This is a genomic window from Idiomarina xiamenensis 10-D-4, assembly GCF_000299895.1.
Taxonomy (GTDB): domain Bacteria; phylum Pseudomonadota; class Gammaproteobacteria; order Enterobacterales; family Alteromonadaceae; genus Idiomarina; species Idiomarina xiamenensis.
Genome location: NZ_AMRG01000033.1, coordinates 1 through 3,279 on the forward strand (window position 1 = coordinate 1; position 3,279 = coordinate 3,279).

The window sequence follows — 3,279 nt, forward strand, 5'->3', positions numbered from 1 at the left end:
ATTTGAACCAGCGACCCCTGACACCCCATGATTTACGGTTAAATGGTTTTTAATTTATAAAAATCAAATAGTTAATGGAGAATAACAACCTCTGAGTTAGGTCAAAAATAGTGAATATGTAGCAAATCACAAACCTTTAAAATCAGTAGCTTAGAAAGGCTTAACCACTGTATATTGGGGTGCGATTTACTTACTGGGTATCGAACTGGATATCAATAAAACGACCGTCAGGAAATAGTTTCACAGCTAATGCCCTTAGGCGCTGAAACACTTCCCTTAGAGATTGACGACTTTCATTTACGTGATAGTACATATGCTGAGCAGCCTGAATTCCCCCAAGATATAGTCTCGGCTCAAGGTGGGCTTCATAATCTCCTTCATCCAAGTCTCTTTTATTATCGTGCTTGTACCTACTTAGAAGGGGCTGAATTTCTCTTACAAGCAGATCATTACGGTTTTCAATTGCGAGCATTGCTAATTCAAAGCGCTCTTGCTCAATTGATAACTCCATCAGCAATGACGCATCTACATCTAACAGGTACATTAAATCGTCATTTACTCTTAATTTTAAGCTTGAGTAACTAGAACCTTTTATAGCTGGTAGTTGAAAAGCTCTTTCGTGATCAGTCGTAGCCTCAGCCATGAGCTTTCTATATTGTGCTATTGAATTAAGTTGCTGATAAATAGTAAAAAGAGCTTCATTGAGTGCTTGACTTTTCCTTGAGTCCTCTTTTCTCTTCTCTTCACTAGACTTTAGCCAAAAGGCAGAAAATGAACCGATGAACGCACCAACTAAGACCGTTAAGCCATTGATGAAGTAGTCGTATGATTTTGGGAGAACAGCTTCTTCCACTGTGATTGAAACTAAGTACCAAATATTGAGTAAAGATACTGCGACAATTACTCCGAAGAGTTCTGGCTGGTATTGTTTTAGAAATTTCAAGTGATGTTCCTTACACGAAACTTTTAGCTAAAGTTAATTTAACGCGCAGGGTCAATCGGCACAACTCGATTCGCTATCACCATAATCAAAATAAATGGTTAACCGGTCATATCATGGGATAGCTCAGCCGCCGGAACCTCAACCCAATTTACGTGGCCGCTTTGGTAAATCTTCGTTGATTTTGAATCTGTGTGTGCCGCTCTTGCTTGTGGGTCCACACCTTGTTTTGTATAAAGATGAATGGCTAACGCCCTGATTTCATGGAAGGTGGGACGTGCTGAGAATGGAATATGATCACACACGCCAAGCTCGTCGCGTAATTGCGAGAATGTCGAGCTTATCAATCGGGTTGTTAGCTGGGTTTCGTGAGTTAAGCCTTTAGCAACGGGGTTGCCATCAGTTTTCAGCCGATGTACAACGTAGGGGCTCAATAAGTTATCTCGAGAGTCATCAATGATAGATTTCAACGCTGGCGTAATGGGGATAGCCACACGTGATGCTTCTTTTGTAGCCACTTTTTGTCTGTGGATGCGTAACACTCCATATACGATTAAGCCGGTTGATACATCTGGCTTATCGAACCATGTGCAATCTCGATATTTGATGCGACTAACTTCAAGCACTGCGTGCGTAGTTTGCAGCGCCAGGCGCATTGCAATATTCAGCCAATTAGGCGCTGCCTTGAGAATTTTCTGGTACTGTTCAAGCGTTAAACGTTGTCGAACTTTTGCTTCTTTTGGTTTTACTTTCTTCAACGCCGCAGGATTGCTATCCATAGCCGACATATCACAGAGATAGTCGAATATCTTCTTGAGAAAGCTGATTTTTCGGTTATAAACGTTGTTCGACTTGCCAGCACAATAGGTATCTAGGAATTCGTTAACGTGCTCTAGATTAAGCCGCTTTGACATTACGTTGCCGTGTAGTTCTTGAAGTCGGCCAATATCTTTTTCTAACGTACTCAGTGCGTTACTGCCTAGCTTTTCCTCTTGGCTAATACGTTTAGTCACCTCAGGTAACCATTCGCTTAATGGTTTGTTATATTTGTCGCCGCGTTCGGAAATACTCTCACTCTTATAGCGGTACTTTCGATTGTACTCGTATGCAGCTGCACAGGCATCAGCGCGACTCACGCCCGTTGGAAACCACTTTTCTGTTCCATCTTCTCGGATAAAGAAGTAGCGTAATTTCCCGCGGACGTTTCGCGTATGTAAGCCGGTAGGCAGATCTTTATTTTTGCCAGTCCTTTGCCTTGGTGCCACGATTCACTAACTCTCCAAAAAAGATACAAGCTGACTGACGTTATCGCGAGGCGGTTTGTCGTCGTTAACGACAATGAGGAAACGACCGCTGGGTGTTCTTTCTGCCTTTATACGGTGTTTTCGTATCCAGTTGCGAATAGTTTGCGGTGTGACTCCACCACCGGGATAGAACTCGTCGATATACTGGCTTGGTTTGAGTTTACGAACGCCCATAGTGTAACCCCCAGTTTATGGTGAACAATGTCGGTGAGAGGACATGCCGCGGTCTCGACCAATTCCGCGCTTAAACTGCACGTAGTGAGTCGGCGATACTAGACTGGTAAACACAATAAACGCGGCTGAGAACGGTACGCCTGACATTTGCTTTCCGGTTTCAGGGTGCAAAAAGTTGTAGCGGCCGTCAGGTACGTAAACTATCGTGGCTTTGCCATCAATATTTTCGCGCCACCAAGTAGTGCAAGGCTCATAAGGGAGCATCATGCAAATTAAACCGCGTTTGCGCTCGCTATAGGCCTTTTGCAAGAACTCAACTTTGCGGCTAAACGGTGGGTTGCACCATGCGTTTGCAAAATCACCTAAAAACCAGTCTATGCGCAATGAGTCTGCTTGCTCGCTTATGTATGCGGCGCACTTTTTATTTCCATCGTCTGCCGCAACATCAACGTTGAAATCATCAACACCACACAAATAGCAAGCATCACGATACGCCTGATCGCTCGTGCGCCAATAGTCCTTAGCGCTGGATGGTGTCGTGGTTTTTACTGAGTTTCTCATGGGGTGCTACCTCAACAACAGGTCAATAGAGCAGGGTGCTGTAACCCAACCGGGGCGAACGGTATATCGTCGTCAAAGTCTGCCGGCGGATTAAACTGCTGCTGTGTTGGCCGATTACCAGGTAACGGCGAACCAAGGCCGCTTTGAGTTTTTGGCTCTGCCTTATTTTGTTGGTTGCTTGCAGGTGGCCGGTAACCGCTTGTACTTTCGGTGCGGCCATCCAGCATTTGTAGTTCGCTAATCACGATTTCGGTGGTGTAACGTTCGAGACCGTCTTGGCCTTGCCATTTGCGTGTTTGC

4 protein-coding genes are annotated in these 3,279 nt (G+C 44.6%); all 4 read right to left on the minus strand.

The genetic code is table 11. From position 1 onward, the window contains the following. Positions 1-190 precede the first annotated feature (190 nt). Positions 191-943, minus strand: a complete 753-nt coding sequence (locus A10D4_RS13150; protein WP_008490096.1) for a hypothetical protein — start codon at positions 941-943, stop codon at positions 191-193. Between the two features lie 98 nt (positions 944-1,041). Beyond that, the gene (locus A10D4_RS13155) at positions 1,042-2,205 is read right to left on the minus strand and encodes a tyrosine-type recombinase/integrase (RefSeq protein ID WP_008490097.1); all 1,164 of its coding nucleotides are present in this window, start codon (positions 2,203-2,205) and stop codon (positions 1,042-1,044) included. 228 nt (positions 2,206-2,433) lie between these two features. Next, positions 2,434-2,979, minus strand: coding sequence for a DNA N-6-adenine-methyltransferase (locus tag A10D4_RS13160; protein WP_008490098.1), 546 nt, complete (start codon positions 2,977-2,979; stop codon positions 2,434-2,436). 11 nt (positions 2,980-2,990) lie between these two features. Beyond that, a partial coding sequence (locus A10D4_RS14395; protein ID WP_008490099.1) for a single stranded DNA-binding domain-containing protein occupies positions 2,991-3,279 on the minus strand: 289 nt, incomplete at its 5' end.